This is a genomic window from Rhizobium sp. OAE497 (genome assembly GCF_040546565.1).
Classification (GTDB): domain Bacteria; phylum Pseudomonadota; class Alphaproteobacteria; order Rhizobiales; family Rhizobiaceae; genus Rhizobium.
In genome coordinates, this window is the sequence record NZ_JBEPOA010000001.1 from 2,666,939 (window position 1) to 2,690,992 (window position 24,054).

Annotated in this window: 24 protein-coding genes, 1 pseudogene and 1 riboswitch; of the genes and pseudogenes, 15 read left to right on the forward strand and 10 right to left on the reverse strand. The window is 62.3% G+C overall.

The genetic code is table 11. The features are described from left to right. Window positions 1-79: 79 nt before the first annotated feature. From ABIE40_RS13665 to ABIE40_RS13685, 5 genes are all read right to left on the reverse strand, one after another. On the reverse strand, window positions 80-505 hold the full coding sequence (locus ABIE40_RS13665; protein WP_348652507.1) for a type II toxin-antitoxin system VapC family toxin: 426 nt from the start codon (window positions 503-505) through the stop codon (window positions 80-82). Continuing rightward, on the reverse strand, window positions 505-747 hold the full coding sequence (locus tag ABIE40_RS13670; RefSeq protein WP_199627777.1) for a type II toxin-antitoxin system prevent-host-death family antitoxin: 243 nt from the start codon (window positions 745-747) through the stop codon (window positions 505-507). The genes ABIE40_RS13665 and ABIE40_RS13670 overlap by 1 nt, the downstream gene beginning before the upstream one ends. A gap of 136 nt (window positions 748-883) precedes the next feature. Next, window positions 884-1,351, reverse strand: a complete 468-nt coding sequence (locus tag ABIE40_RS13675; RefSeq protein WP_199627317.1) for an SRPBCC family protein — start codon at window positions 1,349-1,351, stop codon at window positions 884-886. Window positions 1,352-1,453: 102 nt separating this feature from the next. Next, entirely contained in the window at window positions 1,454-2,713 is a 1,260-nt protein-coding gene (locus tag ABIE40_RS13680; protein WP_199627319.1) for an RNA polymerase sigma factor, read from the reverse strand. Beyond that, entirely contained in the window at window positions 2,710-3,084 is a 375-nt protein-coding gene (locus tag ABIE40_RS13685) for a YciI family protein (RefSeq protein ID WP_112719436.1), read from the reverse strand. Before ABIE40_RS13685 ends, ABIE40_RS13680 begins: the two co-directional genes overlap by 4 nt. A 203-nt stretch (window positions 3,085-3,287) precedes the next feature. On the opposite strand from ABIE40_RS13685, the gene ABIE40_RS13690 reads away from it, so the two are divergent. Then, window positions 3,288-4,241 carry a hypothetical protein gene (locus tag ABIE40_RS13690; RefSeq protein WP_199627321.1) on the forward strand — a complete coding sequence of 318 codons (954 nt, stop codon included), beginning with the start codon at window positions 3,288-3,290 and terminating at the stop codon, window positions 4,239-4,241. Here ABIE40_RS13690 and ABIE40_RS13695 read toward each other — a convergent pair. Together ABIE40_RS13695 and ABIE40_RS13700 are read right to left on the reverse strand one after the other, a co-directional pair. After that, on the reverse strand, window positions 4,231-4,788 hold the full coding sequence (locus ABIE40_RS13695) for a TetR/AcrR family transcriptional regulator (protein WP_199627778.1): 558 nt from the start codon (window positions 4,786-4,788) through the stop codon (window positions 4,231-4,233). The genes ABIE40_RS13690 and ABIE40_RS13695 overlap by 11 nt on opposite strands. A gap of 12 nt (window positions 4,789-4,800) precedes the next feature. Next, window positions 4,801-5,262: a nuclear transport factor 2 family protein gene (locus ABIE40_RS13700; protein ID WP_130277752.1), complete on the reverse strand. Its 462-nt coding sequence runs from the start codon at window positions 5,260-5,262 to the stop codon at window positions 4,801-4,803. Window positions 5,263-5,430: 168 nt separating this feature from the next. Here ABIE40_RS13700 and ABIE40_RS13705 point away from each other — a divergent pair, with 168 nt between their 5' ends. After that, on the forward strand, window positions 5,431-6,456 hold the full coding sequence (locus ABIE40_RS13705) for an acyltransferase family protein (protein ID WP_199627323.1): 1,026 nt from the start codon (window positions 5,431-5,433) through the stop codon (window positions 6,454-6,456). Here ABIE40_RS13705 and glpK read toward each other — a convergent pair whose 3' ends face one another. Next, window positions 6,457-7,950 carry a glycerol kinase GlpK gene (gene glpK, locus ABIE40_RS13710; RefSeq protein WP_199627325.1) on the reverse strand — a complete coding sequence of 498 codons (1,494 nt, stop codon included), beginning with the start codon at window positions 7,948-7,950 and terminating at the stop codon, window positions 6,457-6,459. Window positions 7,951-8,090: 140 nt separating this feature from the next. Continuing rightward, window positions 8,091-8,202, forward strand: a riboswitch (TPP riboswitch). On the opposite strand from glpK, the gene ABIE40_RS13715 reads away from it, so the two are divergent. The 8 genes from ABIE40_RS13715 to xdhC all read left to right on the forward strand — a co-directional run bounded on the left by ABIE40_RS13715 (window position 8,194) and on the right by xdhC (window position 17,325). After that, on the forward strand, window positions 8,194-8,802 hold the full coding sequence (locus tag ABIE40_RS13715) for a YkoF family thiamine/hydroxymethylpyrimidine-binding protein (RefSeq protein ID WP_199627327.1): 609 nt from the start codon (window positions 8,194-8,196) through the stop codon (window positions 8,800-8,802). Its footprint overlaps the riboswitch before it by 9 nt. A 27-nt stretch (window positions 8,803-8,829) precedes the next feature. Next, the gene (locus ABIE40_RS13720; protein WP_199627329.1) at window positions 8,830-9,618 is read left to right on the forward strand and encodes an ABC transporter permease; all 789 of its coding nucleotides are present in this window, start codon (window positions 8,830-8,832) and stop codon (window positions 9,616-9,618) included. Further along, window positions 9,615-10,379, forward strand: a complete 765-nt coding sequence (locus tag ABIE40_RS13725) for an ABC transporter ATP-binding protein (protein ID WP_199627331.1) — start codon at window positions 9,615-9,617, stop codon at window positions 10,377-10,379. Before ABIE40_RS13720 ends, ABIE40_RS13725 begins: the two co-directional genes overlap by 4 nt. 2 nt (window positions 10,380-10,381) lie before the next feature. Continuing rightward, window positions 10,382-11,392 (forward strand): ABC transporter substrate-binding protein, encoded by a 1,011-nt coding sequence (locus ABIE40_RS13730; protein WP_199627779.1) that lies wholly within the window; start codon window positions 10,382-10,384, stop codon window positions 11,390-11,392. A gap of 76 nt (window positions 11,393-11,468) precedes the next feature. Then, window positions 11,469-12,245: a 3-hydroxybutyrate dehydrogenase gene (locus tag ABIE40_RS13735; protein WP_199627333.1), complete on the forward strand. Its 777-nt coding sequence runs from the start codon at window positions 11,469-11,471 to the stop codon at window positions 12,243-12,245. 30 nt (window positions 12,246-12,275) lie between these two features. Further along, a complete protein-coding gene (gene xdhA, locus ABIE40_RS13740; RefSeq protein WP_199627340.1) occupies window positions 12,276-13,742 on the forward strand; it encodes a xanthine dehydrogenase small subunit in 1,467 nt (488 codons plus the stop codon). A 177-nt stretch (window positions 13,743-13,919) separates the two neighbouring features. Beyond that, window positions 13,920-16,259, forward strand: coding sequence for a xanthine dehydrogenase molybdopterin binding subunit (xdhB, locus tag ABIE40_RS13745; RefSeq protein WP_199627342.1), 2,340 nt, complete (start codon window positions 13,920-13,922; stop codon window positions 16,257-16,259). Between the two features lie 259 nt (window positions 16,260-16,518). Then, on the forward strand, window positions 16,519-17,325 hold the full coding sequence (gene xdhC, locus ABIE40_RS13750) for a xanthine dehydrogenase accessory protein XdhC (protein ID WP_199627344.1): 807 nt from the start codon (window positions 16,519-16,521) through the stop codon (window positions 17,323-17,325). Here xdhC and ABIE40_RS13755 read toward each other — a convergent pair. Beyond that, window positions 17,304-17,507: a hypothetical protein gene (locus ABIE40_RS13755; protein ID WP_246777461.1), complete on the reverse strand. Its 204-nt coding sequence runs from the start codon at window positions 17,505-17,507 to the stop codon at window positions 17,304-17,306. The genes xdhC and ABIE40_RS13755 overlap by 22 nt on opposite strands. Window positions 17,508-17,610: 103 nt before the next feature. Here ABIE40_RS13755 and ABIE40_RS13760 point away from each other — a divergent pair, with 103 nt between their 5' ends. Further along, window positions 17,611-18,516, forward strand: coding sequence for a LysR substrate-binding domain-containing protein (locus ABIE40_RS13760; protein ID WP_148194727.1), 906 nt, complete (start codon window positions 17,611-17,613; stop codon window positions 18,514-18,516). Here ABIE40_RS13760 and ABIE40_RS13765 read toward each other — a convergent pair. Next, window positions 18,510-18,842, reverse strand: a complete 333-nt coding sequence (locus tag ABIE40_RS13765) for a hypothetical protein (RefSeq protein ID WP_112719453.1) — start codon at window positions 18,840-18,842, stop codon at window positions 18,510-18,512. The genes ABIE40_RS13760 and ABIE40_RS13765 overlap by 7 nt on opposite strands. Before the next feature lie 209 nt (window positions 18,843-19,051). Between ABIE40_RS13765 and ABIE40_RS13770 the strand changes: the two genes are divergently transcribed. From ABIE40_RS13770 to ABIE40_RS13785, 4 genes and pseudogenes are all read left to right on the forward strand, one after another. Further along, on the forward strand, window positions 19,052-20,329 hold the full coding sequence (locus tag ABIE40_RS13770) for a DUF6161 domain-containing protein (RefSeq protein ID WP_199627346.1): 1,278 nt from the start codon (window positions 19,052-19,054) through the stop codon (window positions 20,327-20,329). A gap of 121 nt (window positions 20,330-20,450) precedes the next feature. After that, window positions 20,451-21,695, forward strand: a complete 1,245-nt coding sequence (gene puuD / locus ABIE40_RS13775) for a urate hydroxylase PuuD (protein ID WP_199627349.1) — start codon at window positions 20,451-20,453, stop codon at window positions 21,693-21,695. Continuing rightward, window positions 21,692-23,000: pseudogene (gene guaD / locus ABIE40_RS13780) on the forward strand (guanine deaminase). Before puuD ends, guaD begins: the two are co-directional and overlap by 4 nt. Window positions 23,001-23,026: 26 nt before the next feature. Then, window positions 23,027-23,950 (forward strand): adenylate/guanylate cyclase domain-containing protein, encoded by a 924-nt coding sequence (locus ABIE40_RS13785; protein WP_199627353.1) that lies wholly within the window; start codon window positions 23,027-23,029, stop codon window positions 23,948-23,950. The last annotated feature ends 104 nt before the right edge of the window (window positions 23,951-24,054 follow it).

A 24,054-nucleotide genomic window follows, 5' to 3' on the forward strand; every position in this document is an offset into this window, starting at 1 on the left:
GCCTCTCAGATAAGGATCGGCAAGCCCCCGGGCAAACGGAAATTCTGGAACGGATCGTTCGATAAAGTTGATGGGTGAGTTAGGCCGTGAGATCCCAGGGATTGATGATCTGGACTCCCATGCCCTGGAAATCGCGGACATTGCGGGTCACAAGCGACAATCCATGCTCTGCGGCAGTGGCACCAATGAATGCATCATGCATCGGCTTTGGGTTGGGGACGTTGAATGCCGCCGCCCGCAACGCCACTCCCTCGCCTGCCGAAAGTATTCGCCCCCTGAAAGCTTGGCGAACGCCGCCATCGATCCACGCTCGAAGCGCCTGCCCCTGGCGAGGATCCCGGCGTGCGACCTGCAAAGCGCCAACCTCGAGTTCGAAAAGAGTTATTGCAGACAGATAGAGCAGCTCATCCGCAACACCGCGAACCCAATTGACGACATCGATATTCTCTCTTCCGCTTCCGGCTTTCTTTATCTCGGAAACAACATTGGTATCGAGAAGATACATCAGGAAAAGTCGACAGGTTTGGCGCCCAGCTCATCGAGCTTTGGCGGATCGAACTCGATGTCGGCAACATCATGCATGGACAGCAAATCGACAATGCTCGGCTTTGTCTTTTTTAGAGCCGTATACTCTTCGATGGTCAGCAGGACATGCGAGGGCTTTCCGCGGTCAGTTATAAAAACAGGCCCGTCGGCTGCTGCCTTCTTAGCGCCGCTGCTATCCTGATTGAATTCCCTGCTGGTCATAACTGTCACGGCAAACACCTCAATGTAGATACGTTACTACATATATAACCGTCCATCAATCCGAATCCAAATTCAACGGCTTGCGGGCGCCGGCGGAATCGGAATCGAAGCCGCTTCAGCGCCCGCTTGAAGTGCGTCAGCCGCGCTTCAGATACTCCTCAAGCTGTCCGGCGACCGTGCCCCAGCCTTCGTGAAAACCCATCTTCTCGTGCGCTTCCTTGTCCTCGGCGCGCCAGTGCAGCGCCTTGGCGGTGTACTTGGTGCGGCCGTTGCCGAGATCTTCGAGCAGGATAACGCCGGTGAAGAAGGGCTTTTCCGAGGGTACCCAGGCGCTGGTATAAGCGTCGGTGAAGACGATCTTCTCGTTTTCGACGAGCTCCAGATAGACGCCGGAATTCGGATACTTGTTACCGTCGGGATCCTGCATGACGATGTAGCTGGAGCCGCCCGGGCGCGCGTCGAGCTTCGCTTCGGCAATCGTCCAGGGCCGCGGCACGAACCATTCCTTGATCGAATTCTCGTCGGTCCAGGCCTTGTAGATCTTCTCGCGCGGCACATCCATTTCGCGGACGAGAACCAGTTCGTGTTGCGTCGTGGCGGTCATTTCGGCATTCCTCCTGTTGAAGCCAAAGCTGTTTATCCTCAGGCTGTTACAAGGACGCCGCAGCATCCTCCGTTCCGACATCGCCTGATGATTTTCCGAAAATTATCTGACGGCGGGCATCGCTTGCTCGTTCTGCAGCTTGTCGAGCTGCAGGCGGATATGGGCCGCTTCCGCCGCCGAATTGGCGAGCGCGATCGCCCGGTCGAAGGCTTCGCGGGCACGGCGCACCTCGCCCATCTGCTTCAGCAATCCGCCGCGCAGTCCATGAAAATAGAAATAGCCGTCGAGCTTTTCGGCAAGCGTATCGACCAGCGCCAAGGCCTCCTCCGGCCCCTTGAGCTTCGAAACGGCAACGGCACGGTTGAGCGTGATGACCGGCGATGGCTGCACCCGCTCCAGCACACGATAGAGGATCTCGATCTCTTCCCAATCGGTATCCTCGGCGCGCTTGGCGCGGGAATGGATGGCGGCGATCGCCGCCTGCAGCTGATAAGGCCCCGGCTGGCGGTGACGGATCGCCTTGTCGAGCAGGTTCAGCGCCTCGTTGATCAGCGCATGGTTCCAGCGCGTCCGGTCCTGATCCTCGAGAAGAACCAGCTCGCCATTGCCGTCGAAGCGCGCATCGCGCCGCGAGATCTGCAGCAGCATCAGCGCCAGCAGGCCCATGATCTCAGGCTCGGCCGGAAAGATCCGCAGCATCAGCCGCCCGAGGCGGATCGCCTCGTCGGCGAAGGCGGCCGCATCGCGTTTCGGGTCGCCCTGCGAATAGCCCTCGTTGAAGACCAGATAGATCATCGTCGAGACGATGGTCAGCCGCTCCGCCCTCTCCTCCGGCCCTGGCGTTTCGAAGGGAACGCCAGCCTTGGCGACGCGGGCCTTGGCGCGGGTGATGCGCTGCTCCATGGCGCTTTCGCCGACGAGAAACGCCCTGGCGATCTGTTGCACCGAAAGACCGGAGACGATGCGCAGGGCGAGCGCGATCTGCTGCGTTGCCGGCAGATCCGGATGGCAGCAGATGAACAGCAGGCGCAGGATGTCGTCGCGGTAGTTGGATTCATCCAGCCGCTCGGCGATATCGCTCTCGGCATCCTCTCTATCGGAAATCAGTTCCTCGTCCGGCAGCGCCTGCGTCTTCTTCTGCTTGCGCACCGCGTCGATGCCGCTGTTGCGGCCGACGAAGATCAGCCATGCCGTCGGATCGCGTGGCGGACCCTTGTCCGGCCAGGTGCGGATGGCGCGCAGGCAGGCCTCCTGAAAGGCCTCTTCCGCGATATCGAGATCGCGGAAATAGCGAAGCAGCGCGCCCAGCGCCTTCGGCCGGGCAGAAGCCAGCGTCACGTCGATCCAGGCAATGTCGGTCATTTGGCTTTATCTCCCGGATGGAAAACGTAGAAGGGCCGGATCTCGTAGGAGGTCGAGCCCGGATTGACGGCCGACAGCTCCTTGGCGAAGGCGATCGCCTCGTCCAGCGTGTCGAAATCGATGCAATAGAAGCCGAGCAGCGCTTCCTTGGTCTCGGCAAAGGGGCCGTCGAGCACCAGCGGCTCTTCCTTGCCCTTGCGCAGCGTCGTCGCCGACGTCGTCGGCATCAGCCGCCCGGTCGGGCCGAGTTTGCCGGACTTGGCGAGCGGCTCCTGCACGGCGTAGAGCTTCGCCATGACGGCATCCTCCTCCTCCTTCGACCAGGAGAAGACGGTTTCTTCGTTGGCATAGCAAAGGATCGCATAAAGCATCTGTTACTCCTCTTCCTCAATGACGAAGGAGTAACCCGCCATCCGACAGGGCGCAGCAAAAAATTACGCTTCACAAATGAGCCGTGGGGCAAAATTAGCATTGGGGATTGTATCGGCCGCTCCGCTCTTCGCCATCGAGTTGCCACCTTCGGCTCCGATTTCTCGCGCGGCTGGATTTCCAACATCATATTTCAGGACGAAACATGCATCTTTTCAAACGCCTGTTCCTGGCTGCCGCACTTGCCGGCGCAGCCACTGCCGCCTCCGCAGCGCCCCAGAATTTCATCTATACCGGCGCCGGTGAGCTCGACGGCCTCAAGGAGCTGCTGTCGCGCGCCGATATCGGCGGCGCGCAGGTGGTCTATAACTGGAAGATGCTGGAGAAGGCCAAGGGCGAATACGACTTCTCGCCGATCGAGAAGGACCTGGCGATCGCCGAGAGCCTGAACAAGAAGCTGTTCATCCAGGTGCAGGACCGCTTCTTCAGCCCCAAGGCCCGCAACATCCCCGATTACATGCTTGAAGGCGCCGAATATGGCGGCGGTCTCGCGCCCCAGTTCGACAATCCCGGCGAGAACAAGGGCATCGGCTCCGGCTGGGTGGCACAGCAGTGGAACCCGGCGGTGCGGGAGCGCTATCAGGCGCTGATCTCGGCGCTCGCAGCCAAGTTCGATGGCCGCGTCTACGGCATCAACCTGCCGGAGACCTCGATCGATCTCGATCCGAAGAACGAGCCGAAGGATTTCTCCTGCGATGCCTATTTCGCTGGCGAGATGGAAAATCTCGGCTTCGCGCGCAAGGCCTTCGCCAAGTCGATGGTCGTCCAGTACGTCAACTTCTGGCCCTGCGAATGGGAAAACGACCACAAATACATGAGCCGTCTCTTCGACTTCGCCGCGAAGAACAATATCGGCCTCGGCGGCCCGGATATCGTGCCGAACCGCAAGGCGCAGATGAAGAACTCCTATCCGTTCTTCAACCAGTACAAGGGCAAGCTCGCCTATGTCGGCATGGCCGTGCAGGAGCCGACGCTGACCTACAGGAACCCGCAGACCAAGAAGCCCTTCACCAAGGAAGAATTCACCGCTTTCGCCAACGACTATCTCGGCGCAAGCGTCATCTTTTGGAGCACGAAGAGCCCCTGGCTCAAGAAGTAGCCGAAAGCCTCGCCTTCATCCCGGCAATAGCCCGGCGGAAGACATCATGATCGTCGAGGGCGCGCGACAGAACCAGCGCGCCCTGGATACCGAGAACCGCAGCCTCCGCCTCCTGCTGTGCAGTACCCTGCTCTACCCCGCTGCGGAGAAGAGCGCTGACCAGCGCATCCACCCACCGCCGGAAATAGCCGTTGATCGCCTCGCTGAAACGCTCCCGCGTACCATCGAGCGCAAAGGCACCGACGAGGCAGATGCGCCCTCCGGAGCGGAAATAATCGTCGGCGCCCCGCCACATCGCCTCGATCGCAGCCGAGGGCTCATCGCGGCGCAGCGGCTCGTAGATGAAATCCTCGAACCAGCGATCGACCTCGGAGAGTACGGCAGCCGCCATCTCTTCCTTCCCGCCGGGGAAGAAATGATAGAGGCTGCCCTTGCCGATCCCGGTGCGTTCGGTGATCCGGCTGAGCGTCGCGCCCTCATAGCCGAGTTCCCGGAAGATCTCGGCAAGCAGGGGCACGACATCGTGGCGTTCGTAGACGGTTTTCAGAGCCTTGCGTCCTTAGAGGCCGAGCTCTGACAGCCCCGGATGGTCATCCGGACGGCGGCCGAGCGGCCAGTGGAACTTGCGGTCCGATTCCTTGATCGGCATGTCGTTGATGCAGGCGAAACGGCGCTGCATCAAGCCATCGGCATCATATTCCCAGTTCTCGTTGCCATAGGAGCGGAACCAGTTGCCGCTGTCGTCGTGCCATTCATAGGCATAGCGAACGGCGATGCGGTTTTCGCGGAACGCCCAGAGCTCCTTGATCAGCCGGTAATCCAGCTCCTTGGCCCACTTGCGGCTCAGGAAGGCGACGATCTCCGGCCGGCCGTTGACAAACTCGGCGCGATTTCTCCAGGCGCTGTCGGGCGTGTAGGCGAGCGACACCTTTTCCGGGTTGCGGCTGTTCCAGCCGTCCTCGGCAAGGCGGACCTTCTGGGTGGCGGTTTCAAGCGTGAATGGGGGGATAAGTGCAGTCATTGTCATATCTCCTGTACCAATAGGAATGCATTGTACCAATCAGTACAAAAGAAGCAAGGGACGCGCCTGCGGCATTCGCGCACGGATAGAAGAATGCCGTCGCGCCCACGTTTCTGACGCAATTGGACGGTTTGTTCCTGCCGCAGCGCACAATCGGAAGGGGAAACCATGCACCAGCAGAAGACCCGCATCGAATGGCTGGATATCGCCAAGGGCCTTTCGATCATCCTCGTGGTCGTCTACCACACCCTGCTCTACCTGAACTTCCACGAGATGGCCCCGGCCCTCTACACCAAGATCAGCAACATCATGGCGCCGATCCGCATGCCGCTGTTCTTCTCGGTATCGGGTTTCCTGGCCGCTTCGGCGATGCGGGCCACATGGCCGGATTTCTTTAGGAAGAAGATCTGGACCTTCGTCTGGCTCTTCGGCGTCTGGAGCACGGCGCGCTGGCTTTATTTCCGCTATGTCCACACCAACGGCCTCGTGCCCTCGGAGGGGTCGGATTCCTATCAGCTCATCGAAATGTGGTGGGCGCCGAATACCGGCATCTGGTTCATCTGGGCGCTGGCGATCTTCATGACCGTCACCAAGCTGCTCTCCTCGGCGCCGCGCATCCCGGTCATTGCGATCGGCACGATTCTCTCGATCCTCACCTTCGGCGGCTATCTGCCGATCGATCTCTTCACCCACCGCAATGTGCTGCAATACTTCGTCTTCTTCGCCTTCGGCTGCTGGTATGGCAGGCTGATCGCCGAAACGCTGACAGAGCGCCCTCTCCCCTTCGCAGCCGGTGGCTTTTCCGCCTTCATCCTGCTGCTTGCGCTGCGCAGCCGCCTGCAGCCGATCGAGCCCGGCCTCTGGGCCTTCGCTTCGTCGATCGCAGGTCTCTCATGGCTGTGCGGCATGGCCGTGCTGATGTCGCGGCTGAAGGCCCTGCGCGACGTCTTTTCCTATTTCGGCCGCAACACGCTGCCGGTCTACGTCACCCATGTGATGATCGTCGCCGGCATAGCCGGCCTGATCGCCACCCTGGTCGAGCCCTCACCATCGATCGGCTATCTCGCGGCACCGCTGATCTGCGTCACCGCCATCACGCTGTCGCTGGCAATAAAGGCAGCCGCCGACCGCTCCGGCGCCAGCTGGCTCTACAGCCCGCCGGTCAGGCGCGAGCGGGCGGTGGCGGCGGCCTGATCAGGCATCGCTCAGCGTCCGCTTAACCGCATTCTTCCACCCCTTGAGCTTGGCGGAACGGGTCTTCTCATCCATGTCGGGCTCGAAGCGGCGGTTGCGCTTCCACTTGGCCGAGAAACTCTTCCGGTCCGGCCAGACACCGGCGCGGCTGCCGGCAAGCCAGGCAGCTCCGAGCGCCGTCGTCTCCAGGATCACCGGCCGGTCGACGGGTGCGTCGAGCAGGTCGGAGAGCCGCTGCATCGTCCAGTCCGAGGCGACCATGCCGCCATCGACGCGCAGCACCGTGTCGTCGCTGCCGTTCTTCCAGTCCTTCTGCATCGCATCGAGAAGATCGCGGGTCTGGTAGCAGACGGCTTCCAGCGCGGCGCGGGCGAACTCCGCCGGGCCGCTGTTGCGTGTCAGGCCGAAGATCGCCCCGCGCGCCTTCGGGTCCCAGTGCGGAGCGCCGAGACCCGTGAAAGCAGGCACCAGATAGACCTCCTGCGAGGGATCGGCACTTTCGGCAAGCTTGCCGGTCTCGCCGGCCGTGTCGATGATGCCGAGACCGTCGCGCAGCCACTGGACGGCCGCCCCGGCGATGAAGATCGAACCTTCCAAGGCATAGGTCGTCTCGCCATCCAGCCGATAGGCGATCGTCGTCAACAGCCGGTTCCTCGAGCGCACCATGTCGGAGCCGGTATTCAAAAGCGCGAAGCAGCCGGTGCCATAGGTGGATTTCAGCATGCCGGGCTCGAAGCAGGCCTGGCCGATCGTCGCCGCCTGCTGGTCGCCGGCAACGCCGAGGATCGGGATCTCGGCGCCGAGGATCGACTTCTCGACAATGCCGAAATCGGCCGAGCAGTCCTTCACCTCCGGCAACATCGCGGCGGGGACGCGCAAGATCTCAAGCAGGTCCTTGTCCCATTCGTTCTCGGCGATGTTGTACATCAGCGTGCGCGAGGCATTGGTCGCGTCGGTGACGAAACTCCTGCCGCCGGTCAGCCGCCAGATCAGGAACGTGTCGATCGTGCCGAAGCAGAGCTCGCCCTTGGCGGCGCGGGCGCGCGCACCCTTCACATTGGCGAGCATCCAGGAGAGCTTGGTGCCGGAAAAATACGGGTCGAGGATCAGGCCGGTCTTCTTGGTGAAGGTCTTCTCGAGGTCCTGGCGCTTCAGGTTTTCGCAGTAGCTCGCGGTGCGCCGGTCCTGCCAGACGATGGCATTCTGGATCGGCTTACCGGTCTCCCGTTCCCAGACGACGACCGTCTCGCGCTGGTTGGTGATCCCGAGCGCCGCAATGTCGGTCGCCTTCACCTTGGCTTCGCGCAGCGCCATGTGGATCGTCGAGACGACGGAATCCCAGATTTCCTCCGGGTCGTGTTCCACCCATCCCGAGCGCGGATAGATCTGCGTGAACTCCTTCTGGCCCACGCCTGCGATCTTCATCTCGCCATCGAACACGATCGCTCGCGTCGATGTCGTGCCCTGATCGATCGCCAGAACATATCCGCTCATCCCTGCCCCCTCCCATGAAGCTCTGATGCTTTCAGATAGATCATTTAAGAGGCAGAAACGAAAGGGAAAAGAAAGCCGAGCGCAATTTTACCCCTCGTCAGATCGCCGCTTTACAAGCCGCGCGGCGCATGTTTAAAAGGCGCCAACGACAGGGGTGCTCCGTATAGCCGGGGCTGAGATGCGGCTGGCATGGCCTCAAACTCTTTAGCTGATCTGGATAATACCAGCGGAGCGAGGCGAGCGATGTTTTCTGGCGCACAAATTTCCCTTTACCCGATGACCGACCGTTTCGTCGACGTCATCCTATCTGCCCTTCCGGCACTTGATCCCTATCGCGAAAAGCTCAGAATCGAGACCGACGACATCTCGACGCTGATCGTCGGCACGCCCGATATCGTCTTCGCCGCGATGCGCGATCTCTATGTCGCGGGCTCGGCAGACGCCATCCACGCGGTGCTGCGCGCCACCATCTCCCGCGGCTGCCCCGGCGAGCCCGATGATCCCATGTGCCACACCGAAGCCCTTACCGGCCCGGTCCTGCCGCTTGCCGAGCGCAAGGCGTCGGCTCTCGAAGCGGTCGCATCCGCGCCGGTCACCGGCCGCCATGCCGCCGCGCAGTTCTCGCTCTATGTCATGGGCACCGGCGATCACATGGAAGAGATCTACGGCTGCATCGACTTCCTTAAGAACTCCGGCGTCTTCGACCGCTCGAAGAATTTCTGCACCCGCGTCAAGGGCGATGCCGGTGCGGTCTTCGCGACGATCCACGAAGCCTTCGTGCGCTTCGGGCCGCCGAACGGCCATGTGACGATCGACCTGACCGTATCGGCCAACAGCCCCTCCGCCGTCTGATCCCAGCGTCACGTCAGGATCCTGCCGATGCCGAGATCTGTCCGGTTGCCGGGCCTTGCCGCCCGTTTCCTTCCCGCCATCCTGTCCGTCGGCGCCGTGCTCGCCGCCTGGGAAAGCTATGTGCGCATCGCCGGCCTCCCGCCCGCGACGCTGCCCGCACCCTCGCGTGTCCTCGCCCAGGCCTTTACCGAACGAGCCGCGCTGCTGGCGAATAGCTGGCCGACATTGCAGGCGACGCTGGCGGGTTTCGCCGCCTCCCTCCTCATCGCCTTCGTGTTTTCGGTGCTGATCGATTTCGTGCCGCGCCTGCGCTCGGCGCTGATGCCTGTCTTCGTCATCAGCCAGACGCTGCCGCTTGTCGCCATCGCACCCTTGATCGTCCTCTGGTTCGGCTTTGGCCTGATGCCGAAGATCCTGCTGGTCGCCCTCGTCACCTTCTTTCCGATGCTCGTGGCCCTCACACGCGGCTATGAGGCGACAGAGCCGGAGATCGAGGAATTGCTGACCACCATGGGCGCCTCGCGCTGGAAGCGCTTCTGCGCCGCCCGCCTGCCGTCATCGCTGCCCTATTTCTTCGCCGGTCTCAGGATATCGATCACCTATGCCGTCGTCGGCGCCATCTTCGCGGAATATGCCGGTGCCGCCCGCGGGCTCGGCATCTATATCCTCAACGCCAAGAACAATTTCCGCGCAGATCTCGTGCTTGCCGCAGTCCTCGTCAGCGCGCTGCTGACGCTCTTGCTGTTCTCACTCGCCGTGCTCGCCGAACGCCTCGCCATGCCCTGGCACCGGGCAAACGGGGATGACCCGGAATGAGCAGTGCACCCCTTCTCGATATCGAAAACCTCAGCTGCCGCCTCGGCAATATCGATGTGCTCGCCGGCATCTCGCTGCACCTGAAGCAGGGCGAATTCATCTCCGTCCTCGGCCCTTCCGGCGCAGGCAAATCGACGCTCTTCCGGCTGCTGACCGGCAGCGCCACCAAATCCGGCGGCAGCATTCGCATGAACGGCCAGCCGCTCGACGCCGCCGGGCGCCCCTTCGCCTTCATGCCGCAGCGCGACGCACTGATGCCCTGGCGGCGGCTGATCGACAACGCCGCACTCGGTCTCGAAATCTCAGGCATGCCCCGCCGCGAGGCTAGGTGCCAGATCGAGCCGCTGCTTGCCGAATTCGGCCTCACCGGCTTCGAAACCAGCTGGCCGCATGAACTCTCCGGCGGCATGCGCCAGCGGGCCGCGCTGCTGCGGACGGTGGTCCAGCAGCGTCCCATCCTGCTGCTCGACGAACCCTTCGGCGCCCTCGATGCGCTGACGCGGCTGAAGATGCAGCGTTTCCTCGAAGCGCTCTCGGCCCGCCGCGGCCTGTCGGTAGTCCTGATCACCCATGACGTGCGCGAAGCCGTGCTGCTCTCCGACCGAATCTACGTCTTCTCGCCCCGCCCTGCCCGGGTCACCCTCGAAATCGAGGTCGGCCTGCCCCGGCCGCGAACGGAACCCGGCAGGCATCAGGCCGAGGTCATCGCAATCGAAAACCGCATTCTCACAACGCTCTTCGAAGGAGACGCCGAACCATGACCATGCCGATCATCACCCGCCGCACGGCGCTTGCAGGCATTCTCGCCCTCACTGCGGCACCGCTGGCCGTCCGCGCCGCAAGCCCCAAGGTCTCGGTCGCCCTCGACTGGACGCCGAACACCAATCACATTGGCCTCTACGTCGCCCGCGAGAAGAATTTCTACCGCGACGCCGGCATCGAGGTCGACATTCTCCCCTATACCGACACCTCTGCCGCAACCCTCGTCGCCAGCCGCGTTGCCGATTTCGGCGTGCTCGGCTCGATCGGCCTGATGACGCAGCGCGCCGCCGGCGCCGATCTCGTCGGCACTTTCGCGATCGTCCAGAAGGAAACCGGCCGCGTCGTCTTCAAGGCTGATCGTACCGACATCAAGACCCCGAAGGATCTCGACGGCAAGACCTATGGCGGCTTCGGCAGCGCCTGGGAAAATGCCCTGCTCGGCTCGATGATCAGGAACGCCGGCGGCAAGGGCGAGTTCGAGACCGTGACGCTCGGCACTTCCGCCTATCAGGCGCTCGACAATGGCGCCGTCGATTTCACGCTTGAGGTCTATACCTGGGAAGGCGTCCAGGCCGAGCTTGAAGGGAAGGCCCAGCGCGCCTTCGTCTATGCCGATTACGGCGTGCCCGATGAGCACACGGCCATCCTCGGCACCAGCAGCGCCTATCTCTCGGAAAAGCCCGATCTCGCCCGCGCCTTCATGCAGGCGACGCGCCGCGGCTATGAATTCGCAGCCGATCATCCGGATGAAGCAGCCGATATCCTGATCAAGGGAACGGACGGCGCGCTCACCAATCCGGACCTCGTCAAGGCATCGCTGAAAACGCTAGCCTCCGACGGCTATCTACGCACCGCCCCCGGCAAGGCCGGCGCCATCGACCCGGCAAAGATGAAAGCGATCGGCGATTACCTGTTCGACGCCGGCATTCTGAAGGATGCCGATGGCAAGGTGCTGACCGCGCGCCCGGATTTTTCCGCCGCCTTCACCACGGCGCTTCTCGCCGGAAGCTGAGAACGCCATTCGGCGATTGTCAGCCGCAAGGCTTTGCGCATAACCTTGGTCCAACCCGGACCAAGGAGAAGCGCTTATGAAAAGAACCGTCGTCGTCACCGGCTCCACCAGCGGCATCGGCCTGGCGATCGCCACCGCCTTTGCCGGCAAGGGCGACAACGTCGTCATCAACGGCTTCGGAAAAGCCGAGGAAATCAAGGCGATCACCGAGCGGCTTGAATCACTTTCAAAGGGACGCGCCCTCTACCATCCGGCCGACATGACCAAGCCCGCCGAGATCGCCGACCTCATCGAGACAGCGGCGAAAACCTTCGGAACGATCGACGTCCTCGTCAACAATGCCGGTATCCAGCATGTCGAGAAGATCGAGGACTTCCCCGTCGAGAAGTGGGACCAGATCATCGCCATCAATCTCTCGAGCTCCTTCCACACGATGCGATCGGCCATTCCGCACATGAAGGCGAAGAAGCATGGCCGCATCATCAATATCGCCTCTGCCCACGGCCTCGTCGCCTCGCCGTTCAAATCCGCCTACGTGGCGGCGAAACATGGTATATTAGGACTGACGAAAACGGCCGCACTCGAGCTCGCTGAGTCGGGCGTGACCGTCAACGCCATCTGCCCCGGCTACGTGCTGACGCCGCTGGTCGAGAAGCAGATTCCAGATACGGCCAAGGCCCGCGGCATGACCGAGGAGCAGGTGAAGACCGAGGTGATCCTGAAGGCGCAGCCGACGCATGAATTCGTCAAGGCCGAGGAGATCGGCGCGCTGGCGCTCTACCTCGCAAGCGACGATGCCCGCCAAGTGACCGGCACGCATATCTCGATTGACGGGGGCTGGACTGCGGCATAACCATTTAGAAAAACAAGAATAAGGAACATCATGAACGACGCCATCCGCTTCATCCTCAATGGCGAGGACATCACGCTCAGAGATGTCCGGCCGACCGAAACGCTTCTCGATTTTCTGCGTTTGAGGCGCCGGCTGACCGGCACGAAGGAAGGATGCGCCGAAGGCGATTGCGGCGCCTGCACGGTGCTGATCGGCCGTCTCGTCGACGGCAAGCTCGCCTATGAATCCGTCAATGCCTGCATCCGCTTCATGGGCTCGCTGAACGGCACCCATGTCGTGACCGTCGAGCATCTGGCCGCCAAGGATGGCACACTGCATCCGGTGCAGCAGGCGATGGTCGATTTCCACGGCTCGCAATGCGGCTTCTGCACGCCTGGATTCGTGATGTCCCTCTACGGTCTCTGGCTTTCCAGCGAAAAGCCCGGCCGCCCGCAGATCGAAAAGGCGCTGCAGGGCAACCTCTGTCGGTGCACGGGCTACGAGCCGATCGTCAAGGCGGCGGAAGCGATCGCCAGGGCGCGGCCGAGCACGCTCTTTGATCCCCTCGAAAAGACCCGCTCCGATATCGTCGCCCGCCTCTGGGCGCTGCAGCCGCGCGAGACGATCACCATTACCTCTGACGCAGGCAAGCTGGTCATCCCGGGCTCCGTCGAGGGGCTGGCCCGCATTCTCGCCGAAGAACCCACCGCGACCATCGTCGCCGGTTCCACCGATGTCGGTCTCTGGGTGACGAAGCAGATGCGCGCGCTCACCCCGGTCGTCTTCATCAATCACCTCAGCGAACTACAGGCGATCAAGGTGACCGAGGGCGGCGTGACCTTCGGCGCCGGCGTCACCTACACCAAGGCCTTCGAAGTGCTGGCCAAGAAGGTGCCGGCGCTCGCCGGCCTGATCAACCGCATCGGCGGCGAGCAGGTGCGCAACATGGGCACGATCGGCGGCAATATCGCCAACGGCTCGCCGATCGGCGACAGCCCGCCGCCGCTGATCGCGCTCGGCGCCACCGTCAAGCTGCGCTCGGCCGCAGGCACGCGCATGCTGCGGCTCGAAGACTATTTCATCGCCTATGGCAGGCAGGACCGCAAAGCCGGCGAATTCGTCGAAAGCGTCTTCGTGCCTTACCCGGCCGAGGGCACGCATTTCGCCGTCTACAAGATCACCAAGCGCCGCGACGAGGACATCACCGCCGTTCTCGGCGCCTTCTACCTGACGCTCGATGATACCGGCGACGTCCACGATATCCGCATCGCCTTCGGCGGCATGGCCGGCATCCCCAAGCGCGCCCGCACCGTGGAGTCAGACCTGCTCGGCAAGCCCTGGACCGAAGCCACCATCGACGCCGCCCGCGGCACCTTCGACGCCGACTTCCAGCCGCTTTCCGACTGGCGCGCCACGGCGGAGTATCGCCAGCTGACGGCGCGGAACCTGCTGACGCGGTTTTATCTGGAGACGGTTGGGACGCCGGTGGAACTCAAGCGGTTCGAGGGGGTGGCGTGATGAAGATAGTAAGCGTCTGCGCAAACAGCCCCCTCATCCGCCCTTCGGGCACCTTCTCCCCGCTGGGGAAAAGGGAGAACGCGAGGGGGCGGCATAGTCCCTTCTCCCCTCGGGGAGAAGGTGGCGGCAGCCGGATGAGGGGGCCACGCGCACCAACCTGCGCCGTGGAGCACCCCCATGGATAAATCCACCTTCGAAAACCCGAAAGCCATGATCTCTGGCCCGATGCACGGCTCGCTGAAACATGATTCAGCGCATAAGCATGTCACCGGAAGCGCCGATTATATCGACGATATTCCCGAACCTGCGGGCCTGCTGCACGGGGCGCTCGGCACCTCGGACCGGGCGCATGCCGATATTCTCAGCATGGACCTCTCCGAAGTCCGCCGCCACCCCGGCGTGATCCTCGTCTTCACCGGCAAGGACGTGCCTGGCGTCAACGACGTCTCTTCGAACGGCAGCCATGACGAGCCGCTGCTTGCCGAAACAAAGGTAGAGTTCCACGGCCAGCCGATCTTCGCCGTCATCGCCGAAACCCGCGAGGCCGCCCGCCATGCCGCCCGCAAGGCGAAGATCGAATATCGCGACCTGCCGCACTGGAGCGACATCGACGGCGCGCTGGAGAATGGCAGCCCTCTCGTCATCACGCCGATGACGCTAAAGCGCGGCGAGGCGAAGACCGAGATGGACAATGCCCCGCACCGGCTGCGCGGCCAGATGCGCATCGGCGGCCAGGAGCATTTCTATCTAGAAGGCCATATCGCCATGGCGATCCCCGGCGAGGACGACGAGGTCACCGTCTGGTCCTCGACGCAGCATCCGAGCGAGATCCAGCACATCGTCGGCCATGTGCTCAACATCCCCTCCAACGCCGTCACCGTGAACGTGCGCCGCATGGGCGGCGGCTTCGGCGGCAAGGAGACGCAGGGCAACCAGTTTGCCGCACTCGCCGCCATCGCCGCCAAGAAGCTGAAGCGCGCCGTCAAATTCCGCCCCGACCGCGACGAGGACATGACGGCCACAGGCAAGCGCCACGATTTCCTCGTCGATTACGAACTTGGCTTCGACGACGAAGGCCGCATCCATGCCGTCGATGCCACCTATGCGGCGCGTTGCGGCTTCTCCTCCGATCTCTCCGGCCCGGTCACCGACCGCGCCCTCTTCCATGCCGATTCCAGCTATTTCTATCCGCATGTGCATCTGCAATCGAAGCCGCTGAAGACCCACACCGTCTCCAACACCGCCTTCCGCGGTTTCGGCGGGCCGCAGGGCATGCTCGGCGCCGAGCGCTTCATCGAGGAGATCGCCTATGCCACCGGCAAGGATCCGCTCGAAATCCGCAAGCTGAACTTCTACGGCCAGCCCGGCTCCGGCCGGACGCTGACGCCCTATCATCAGGAAGTCGAAGACAGCATTCTCGAGCGCATCGTCGGCGAACTCGAGGAGAGTGCCGACTATCAGGCCCGCCGCAACGCCATCATCAGCTTCAACCGCGACAGCCGCTACATCCGCAAGGGCATCGCGCTGACGCCGGTGAAATTCGGCATCTCCTTCACCATGACCGCCTTCAACCAGGCGGGCGCCCTCGTCCATATCTATCAGGACGGCTCGATCCACCTGAACCATGGCGGCACCGAGATGGGCCAGGGCCTCTATACCAAGGTGGCGCAGGTTCTGGCCGACAGTTTTCAGGTCGATATCGACCGCGTGAAGATCACCGCGACGACGACGGGCAAGGTGCCGAACACCTCGGCGACGGCCGCCTCCTCCGGCTCCGACCTCAACGGCATGGCTGCCTATGACGCCGCCCGGCAGCTCAAGGAACGCCTCGTCGCCTTTGCCGCCGAAAAATGGAGCGTCGATCCCGCCGAGGTCATCTTCCTGCCGAACCGCGTGCGCGTCGGCGAGACCGAGATCCCCTTCTCGGATTTCGTCAAGCAGGCCTATTTCGCCCGCGTCCAGCTTTCGGCCGCCGGTTTCTACAAGACCCCGAAAATCCACTGGGACCGCGCCGCCGGCCGCGGCACGCCCTTCTACTATTTCGCCTATGGCGCTTCCTGCACCGAGGTGACGATCGATACGCTGACCGGCGAGTACCTCATCGACCGCACCGATATCCTCCACGATGTCGGCCGCTCGCTGAATCCGGCGATCGATATCGGACAGGTCGAGGGCGCCTTCGTGCAGGGCATGGGCTGGCTGACGACGGAAGAGCTCTGGTGGGACGACAAGGGGCGGCTGCGCACCCACGCCCCCTCCACCTACAAGATCCCGCTCGCCTCCGACCGCCCGAAGGTCTTCAACGTCAAGCTGGCCGAATGGTCGGAAAACAAGGAAGCCACGATAGGCCGCTCGAAAGCTGTCGGCGAACCGCCGTTCATGCTGGCGATCTCGGTGCTTGAAGCACTGTCGATGGCGGTTGCGAGTGTGGCGGATTACAAGGTCTGCCCAAGGCTCGATGCGCCTGCGACGCCGGAGCGGGTGTTGATGGCAGTCGAGCGGATGAAGCTGGTGTGAGGATGAGTGGGGGCTCTGCGTTCGTGGCCTACCCCCCTCTGCCCTGCCGGGCATCTCCCCCACAAGGGGGGAGATCGGCTGGGCGCATCCGCTCGCGCCACAGCAATACTCTGACATCCATTGTTTGGGGAAACCCGTGCTTCTTGCCATTCTCCCCCCTTGTGGGGGGCTCGAAGAGCGGGGCGAGACGAGTGGCTCGCCCCCGGCAGTCCGGCAGGACAGAGGGGGGGACCCCGCCCACAAACCTATCGGTCAACCAATGACCGACTTCCACACCTTCCTCACCACCCACCCCGCCACCATCCTCATCGAAATCACCGGCACCCAGGGCTCCACCCCGCGCGAAACCGGCACCTTCATGCTGGTCTCACCCACCACCATCTGGGGCACGATCGGCGGCGGCCAGTTCGAATATCTGGCGATCGAAAACGCCCGCAACCTGCTGGAAAATGCCGGCACCGAGACGATGGACATCCCACTCGGCCCCGAGATCGGCCAATGCTGCGGCGGCCGCACGCAATTACGTTTCCGCAAGGTGACGGATGACGTTCTGAACGAACTTGAAGCAAGGCATATCGGCGAAGCCGAACACCGCCCCGCCGTCTATCTCTTCGGCGCCGGCCATGTCGGCCGCGCCCTCGCCGTGGCCCTCGCCCCGCTGCCGCTTGCGGTCACCGTCATCGAGACCCGCCAGGAAGAACTGGCAAACCTGCCTGCGGAAACCGCAACGAAACTGACGGCGATGCCGGAAGCCCTGATCGCGGAAATCCCCTCGGGCTCCGCGATCGCCATCCTGACCCACGACCATTCCCTCGATTTCCTGATCGCCCGCGAAGCGCTGGCGAGAACCGACCTTGCCTATACCGGCATGATCGGCTCGGCGACCAAGCGCGCCACCTTCTCAAGCTGGCTTTCGCGCGAGGGCGGGGAGAAGGCGTCGCTCGCCCGTCTCACCCTGCCGATCGGCGGCTCTGCCGTGCGCGACAAGCGCCCGGAGGTGATCGCCGCCATGACCGCCGCCGAGATTCTGGCGGCGCTGGCAGCTTATGGCCAGCGCTCGAAATAGTCGCGCGGTTCCCGGCCATCCAGGAACCCGAGATCGCGCCTCACCCGGTCGGGCATGGTGTCGACGTCGAGCCGCGAGGAATACACGAACGTGCGGTAGACCCATGCCCGGAAACGGGAGACAAGTGCGCGCGCCGGCAGCTCATTGTGCAGCTCACTGCGTTCGATCGTTGAGTCCTTCATGACAGTCACCTTCATTCAGTTGATGGTATGACTTGCAGTCTGCGCCTGAAAATGCTGCAATTCCAATCGAACGATCATCTCCATGCATAAAGAGAGCTTATCCATGAAGCTGTCGAAACAGTTCCCGCTGAATGCGCTGCGCGTCTTCGAGGCCGTTGCCCGGCACGGCAGCTTCACCAAGGCCGGCGAGGAGCTCGGCATGACGCAGACGGCCGTCAGCTATCAGGTGAAGCTGCTGGAAGAGAATGTCGGCGAGCCGCTGTTCCTGCGCCGCCCGCGGCAGATCAGCCTGACGGAGACAGCCGAAAGGCTGGCGCCGCAGGTCACCGAGGCCTTCGAGATGCTGCAGCTCGCGATGGCTGAAGCGCGCGGCGAAACCGAAGTGACACTGCAGATCACCTGTCTCGCCACCTTCGCCTCGCAATGGCTGGCGCGCCGCGTCGGCCTCTTCCAGCTCGACCATCCGAATGTCGCGGTGCGCATCAACACCTCCGATACGCTGGTCGATCTCGGCCGCGAGGCCTTCGACATCGGCATCCGCTCGGGCACCGGCGAATGGCCGGGCCTGCGCGCCGAGAAGCTGATGGATGTCTATTTCACGCCGATGCTGAGCCCGGCCCTCGCCGAAACCATCGGCGGCGTCCACGAACCGGCCGATCTCCTGAAGCTCAGGATCTTCGACACCACCGACCCCTGGTGGCACCAGTGGCTGGAAGCGGCGGGCGTTCCGACATCGAACCTGAAGACACGGGCAACGAGCTTCTACGGCGCCCAGGCCTATGAAGCCTCAGCCGCCGTCGCCGGCCAGGGTGTCGCCATCCTGACGCCGGATTTCTACCCGGACGAGCTTGCCAGCGGCAAGCTGATCCGCCCCTTCGAGCTGCAATGCAGCGATGGCCGCGGCTATTGGCTGGCCTACCCGGAAAACCGCCGCAACGTCCCGAAGATCAAGGCCTTCCGGAACTGGATCATGACCGAGATGCACGGCAGCAAGCTGCCGGCTCAATAGCCCATTTCGGGCGCATAGAAGCAGCGCGGCGTATCCTCGTTCGGAAACAGGCAGAGGTGATAATCGCCGTCGCCGGAATGCATCGCCTTGGTCAGCGGCAGCAGGAAAACGTGGTAGCGTGTGACGAGCCGGTGGTCGCCCGGCACCAGCGTCACCCGGTAACCGTTCGGCGTCACCGTGACGCTCTTTGACGGGATCATCTGGCAATCGCCGGTCTGGCTGTCGCCATTGCAACAGAATGGATCATAAGACCATCCGGAAGGCGCATCATGCGCCAGAGCACCGGAGGCAAAGGCAATCATTACGCATGCCAATATGCTTCGCATGGGCACATCTCCATCGATGCATGCCCCGCCGCAACGCGCGTTCACCGCATCACGGCAGCCCTCGAATTAAGGTGTAACGAAGCCGTCACATTTCAAGACGGCAGTAATGTCCCAAATCTCCGCACATCTGGTTTCCGGCACAAAGTCTTGCGATTTCCGTTTGATTACGAATACAACTACCAAGTGAACCTATCGGGGCAGAATTGGATATGGATTACAGCGAATTTCGACTTCTTCGGGCACATTTCATTCCGACATTGAAAAGCAGCGACGACCGCGCAATTCCACTTGAGGCAGTCGGATTCGAGCTCGTAGACTTCATACATCGTAGTCTCAGCCAGCCCCAAGCCGGAATCTCAGGTACGAACCTTGGCAAGATCTTAAGCTGGGCGAGACAACAGGCTAGCCGCCTCCGCAGCCCCGCCGACACTCAAGCATTCGTCGACAAAAGTATTGAAGATCGCTTTCGACAGGCAGCCGAAGGCAAAGCCAAACACTACGCCATTCTCGCGTTTGCTGCCGTAATTTGCGAATGGGACTGCCCAATCAAACCAATATTGGGAACAGAGCTTACCTCACTTCTGGACCGTGCGATTGCCAAATACCTTGCTTATTCGGCCATCGAAGAAGTCGGCCCGCCCGAGAACGAGCGGGTTGCGGAACTGGCAGAATTTAGAAGCCGCTTTCAAGAGATATTCTCTAACGCTCAAGACCGGCTGCAGAAGGTCACAGACGACATTCTGAAACATCAGGAACAGGATGCTTCCGCGAGAGCTATTGTGGGATTGCATGTTTCAGACGCTGCAAGATCTGTCGAATCGATGAAACTCAGCGCCGAGCAAGCGGGGGCGGCAGTGGCAAGAGCAGAACAAAAGTCGATAGAGATATCGAATAAGCTCGAAGACACTGACGAGAACTACAAGACCTTCGTCAAGGCTATCGAGGCGCGGTATCAAATTGAGGTAACACGGCAACTCTGGGAAGCCCGGGCAAAAGCTGGTTATCGTGCTTTTCAATGGTCTGCCGTGGCAGTAGCCCTATTGTTGGCTGCTCCTTGTGTCATCGCTTTTGTTTGGTTCAACGACATTTCAGAAGCGTTGCGACAGTCTATTTTGCAGACAAATAGTGCCGTACTATCTGGGTCAGCGCAATCTCAAGCCGACGCCACTTTGACCGCCGCCGAGCTGCTCGTCCTCACTATCAACCGGGCGCTCGTAATCATCTTCCCGATCGCTCTTTACATCTGGATTATCCGGCTGGCTGTCCGGTTCAATGGTCGATCACTGGCCCTCGCCGACGACGCGACAATGCGGCAGGCACATATGGACACATTCTATCGTATGGCCAGCGACCACACCTTAAAGGATGGCGAAAGAAACCTAATGCTTGAGGCGCTCTACAGACCGGCTCCAGGCCAATCTTCCGACACTCCCGATTTCCCAAACGTTATTGAACTCGTGAACAAGGTCGGCAAAGCGAGCCCGTAATAGTCACGGTTTCCACCCCCCGAACTATCGGCCATTCGCCGCCCGATGGGAAGCGAACTTCCCCCTTCCCTCATGCACCAACATTCTGCAATGTGACGAGTCGAGAAGACAGGGGAACCGAATGTACGAATATGCCATAGCGTGGGTATGGCTGGCCTTTGCGGCGCGCTGGTTCCACGTCGTCACCGCGATTGCCTGGATCGGCTCGTCCTTCTATTTCATCGCGCTCGATCTCGGCCTCGTGAAGCGGCCGCATCTGCCCGTCGGCGCCTATGGCGAGGAATGGCAGGTCCATGGCGGCGGCTTCTATCACATCCAGAAATATCTGGTGGCGCCCGCCCAGATGCCGGAGCACCTGACCTGGTTCAAATACGAGAGCTATTTCACCTGGCTCTCCGGCTTCCTGATGCTCTGCATCGTCTATTACGGGGGCGCCGATCTCTTCCTCATCGACCGCCATGTGCTCGATATCGGCCCCTCGACGGCGATCCTGATTTCGCTGGCCTCGCTTGCCGGCGGCTGGCTGGTCTATGACCTGCTCTGCAAGTCGCCGCTCGGCAGGAACACCTGGGGCCTGATGGTCGTGCTCTATGCCGTGCTGGTGTTCATGGCCTGGGGCTATACGCAGGTCTTCACCGGCCGCGCCGCCTTCCTGCATCTCGGCGCCTTCACCGCGACGATCATGTCGGCCAACGTCTTCATGATCATCATCCCCAACCAGAAGATCGTCGTCGCCGACCTGATCGCCGGGCGCACGCCGGATCCGAAATACGGGCAGATCGCCAAGCAGCGCTCGCTGCACAACAACTACCTGACGCTGCCCGTCATCTTCTTCATGCTGTCGAACCACTATCCACTCGCCTTCGGCACCGCCTTCAACTGGGTGATCGCCGCCCTCGTCTTCCTGATGGGCGTCACCATCCGCCACTGGTTCAACACCACGCATGCCCGCAAGGGCCGTCCGACCTGGACCTGGATCGCCACCGTGATCCTCTTCATCCTGATCATGTGGCTGTCGACCGTACCGAAGGTGCTGACCGGGGAGAAGGATGCCGATGCGGCGGCCGTCGCCCCCGCCTTCCAGCAATTTGCCGGCGACGCGCATTTCCCCGCCGTCAAGCAGCTGGTCGGCACGCGCTGTTCGATGTGCCATGCGGCAGAGCCCGTCTATGAGGGCCTGGCGCGCCCGCCGAAGAACGTCATCCTCGAAAACGATGCGGAAATTGCCGCCCACGCCCGCGAAATCTATATACAGGCGGGACGCAGCCATGCGATGCCCCCGGGCAACGTGACCGACATCACGCCCGACGAGCGCAAGCTGCTCGTCGCCTGGTATGAAAGCGCAGTCGAAGGCAAACAGCAATGACAGTGAAACTTCTGCGCGGGCGCCTGTTCTCGTTCAAGCGCGCCCCGCAAAGCCTGACGGATACGGACAGCTATCTCTACGAGACCGACGGCGCCCTGCTGCTCGACGGCGGCAAAATCGCGGCCAGCGGCAGCTATGCCGACGTGAAGGCGAATGCGCCCGAAGGCACGGAAGAGATCGACCATCGCCCGCACTTGATCATGCCTGGGTTCATCGACACCCATCTGCATTTCCCGCAGATGCAGGTGATCGCCTCCTATGCCGCCAACCTGCTCGAGTGGCTGAATACCTACACTTTCCCCGAGGAATGCCGCTTCGTCGAAACCGCGCATGCGCAGAAGATCGCCACGCATTTCTACGACGAGCTAGATCCGCCACGGCACGACGACGGCCGTCGCCTATTGCTCGGTGCACAAGACCTCAGCCGACGCCTATTTCGCCGAAGCCATGAAGCGCGGCATGTGCATGATCGGCGGCAAGGTGATGATGGACCGCAACGCGCCGCAGGGCCTGCTCGATACGCCCGAGATGGGCTATGACGAGACCCGCGCCGTCATCGCCGAATGGCATGGCAAGGGCCGCAACCACGTCGCCATCACCCCGCGCTTCGCCATTACCTCGACGCCCGCCCAGATGGAAGCGGCAGCAACGCTCGCCCGCGAATTCCCGGACCTGCATATTCAGACGCATCTTTCCGAAAACCACGACGAGATCCGCTATACCTGCGAGCTCTACCCGGAAGCGGTCGACTACACCGATATCTACGCCCGCTACGGGCTGCTGGGAAAGAAGACACTGTTCGGTCACTGCATCCATCTCTCCGACCGCGAAGCCGATGCGATGAGCGAAGCCGGATCGATCGCCGTCCACTGCCCGACATCGAACCTCTTCTTGGGATCCGGCCTCTTCCCGCTGAAGGCGCTGTCGCGCCGCGAGAAGCCGGTGCGCATCGGCGTCGCCACCGATATCGGCGGCGGCTCCAGCTATTCGATGCTGCGCACGATGGACGAGGCCTACAAGATCCAGCAACTTCTCGGCGAGCGCTTGAATCCGCTGGACAGCTATTACCATATGACATTGGGCAATGCCGAAGCCCTGTCGCTGGCAGACAGCATCGGCACGCTGGAGACCGGCACCGACGCCGACATCGTCGTCCTCAACGCCGCGGCGACGCCGGCCATGGCGCTGAAGATGGACGTGGTCAAAACCTTGGCGGAAGAGCTCTTCCTGCTGCAGACGATGGGCGACGACAGATCGATCGTGGAGACATATGTCGCGGGCAACGCGATGAAGGCGGCGCCCTGACATAGCGCAGCAAAATCGGGGGAAGCATGACCGAGACGCAGCGCAAGTTGACGACCATCTTCTCTGCCGATGTGCAGGACTACACGCGTCTGATGGGCCTCGACGAGGAAGGCACGCTGGCGACGCTGAAGCGCTACCGCGACGCCATGTCCGGCCTGATCACCGCCCATGGCGGCCGCGTCGTCAACACCTGGGGCGACGGCCTGATCGCCGAATTCCCGAGCGTCGTCGAGGCAGTGCGCGCCGCCGTCGACGTCCAGACCGAACTCGCAGCCTTCAACGACGCCAAACCGGCAAGCGCGCAGATGCTGTTCCGCATCGGCATCAATCTCGGCGACGTCATCGCCGATGGCTCCGATATCTACGGCGACGGCGTCAACATCGCCGCCCGCCTGCAAGCCTCGGCCCCGGCAGGCGGCATCGTCATCTCCAGCACCGTCTACGACCAGGTGCGCAACAAGGTGCCGGTCGCCTTCGATTTCCTGGGGCCGCTCACCGTCAAGAACGTCTCCGAAGCGATCCCGAGCTACGCAATCCGCATCGGTGAAACGCATCCGCCGCATGCGCAGCCGATCGCGCAGTCCGCCCCGCAGCCGGCGGCCGCTGCGTCCCCCGCCCGCCCGGATCAGCGGCCGTTGGCTTCGCCATCACGAGTCCGAAAACTCCTCGGTATCTTCGCGATTGCCGCAGCTTTTTTCGCCCTCATCAACGCGCTCACCTGGGAAGGCAACCTTTGGGCCGTCTGGCCGATCCTCGTGCTCGCCTTCGTCTCCGCCATGACGATCGCCCGCCTGCAGAACCGCATCGACCCGCAGCTCGCCGGCCTCGCCGTCATCGGCCTCGGCCTCATCGCCATCAACCTGCTCTCCTGGCACGGCACGTTCTGGGCGATCTGGCCACTGATGGCCTTCGCGGTGATCGGCGCGATCCGCTGGGTGATGCGTAGCTGAGCGGCAGCCGACGGATGCCTGGCCAGCCGCTCTGCCCCACGCGCTTCTGAAATGGTCGATGCTCAACCCGCCACGTAGAGCGGATCTCGCCCTTTAAGCACATG